The organism is Nesterenkonia flava, from assembly GCF_031432335.1.
Lineage (GTDB): Bacteria > Actinomycetota > Actinomycetes > Actinomycetales > Micrococcaceae > Nesterenkonia > Nesterenkonia flava.
Map to the genome: position 1 here is coordinate 1 of NZ_JAVKGT010000070.1, position 1488 is coordinate 1488.

The following is a 1488-nucleotide window of genomic DNA, read 5'->3' on the forward strand; positions in this document are numbered from 1 at the left end:
TGTGAAGTCTCAAGACATCGGTGACAGTTCCGTATCAACACATCGGTGACAGAACTGGTGATCCTGGTGGTGACAGTTCTCTGAACTCTCATCCAAGCCTTCCGGGCACCGCAGTGGGGATTCGGGTTCTCTTGGCAGGTGACACAGAAACCGAATGAGCCTGTTGATGCCCGTATCCGCCTCGCGATCTCCCGATGGCCTGCTGATGCCCCACGCGGGTCGGTGAGCAGCTTCTGCTACGAGCACGGGATCTCCAGGAACACGTTCTATAAGATCCTGACCCGAGCACGCCAGGAGTCCCCGGCAGCGGCATTACAGCCGCGCTCCAAACGACCGAAGACCAGTCCCAGGACCCTCTCTAATGAGCTCAAGCAGCAAGCAGTAGATGTCCGAGCCAGTCTGGCCGCCTCTGGCCTGGACCATGGGCCAATCAGCGTCTACGAGAAAATGAAGGCCCTGGGCATGGATACCCCCTCGGTGGCCTCGCTGGCCAGGATCTTTCGTGCCGCCGGGGTTGCCCGGGTTGAGCCGAAGAAGCGCCCCCGGGCCTCCTACCGGCGGTTCGTGTACCCGGCACCGAACTGCTTATGGCAACTCGATGCCACCGAGTATGTGCTCACCGGCGGAGGCAAGGCGGTGATCTTCCAGCTGATCGATGACCACTCCCGGCTGGCGGTGGCCTCAGTGGTTGCCACCGGTGAAACCTCCGAAGCCGCCGTTGAGGTCGTCAAGAAAGGCATCGCTGCACATGGGGTTCCTCAGCGGCTGCTCTCGGATAATGGGGCTGCGCTGAACCCTTCTCGCAGGGGAAGTCAAGGGCAGCTGGTCACCTACCTCACCAGCCTCGGGGTCGAAGCGATCACTGGCAGGCCAGGTAGGCCGACCACCCAGGGCAAGAACGAACGGTTCCACCAGACGCTGTTCCGCTACCTGGATTCCCAGCCGATGGCCGAGTCCGTTGCTGAGCTTCAGGCCCAGGTCGATGTCTTTGACCTGATCTACAACATCCAACGCCCTCACCAGGGACTTCCCGGGTGGATAACACCGGCTGCTGCATGGGCGGCCACTGAGGCTGCTGATCCGCCCCGACCTGTCCCGGTACCAAACCCTATGGTCCCTGAAGGCGCCCTACTTGCCGCAGGAACCACATGGGAAGGTGAATGCTCGCGAAAGGTCAAAAAGAGAGGCCAAGTCGTGATTAAGAAGGTCTGGTACCAGATCAGCACGCCCCTGGCAGGCCAACGCATACACGCAGTTTGGGACCACGCCAAGATCCTCTTTGTCGATGCCGATGGGGTCATCCTTATCGAGCATCCCCTCCCCAGCCCTGGGACCGCCTATGTCGGTAACGGTCAGCGATCAGGACGCCGACCTGCCTCCACCGGGACTCACTGCTGATCAGCAGAAGTGTCACCGATGTGCTGAGACATCAAGTGTCACTGATGTCTTGAGACAGTTCTGTCACCGATCTCCTGAGACATCACACAC

Annotated in this window: 1 pseudogene; it reads left to right on the plus strand. The window is 60.3% G+C overall.

Features of this window, described 5'->3' with window-relative positions:
• Positions 1-138 precede the first annotated feature (138 nt).
• Positions 139-1083, plus strand: a pseudogene (locus tag RH857_RS13470) (DDE-type integrase/transposase/recombinase); the annotation flags it as partial.
• Positions 1084-1488 lie beyond the last annotated feature (405 nt).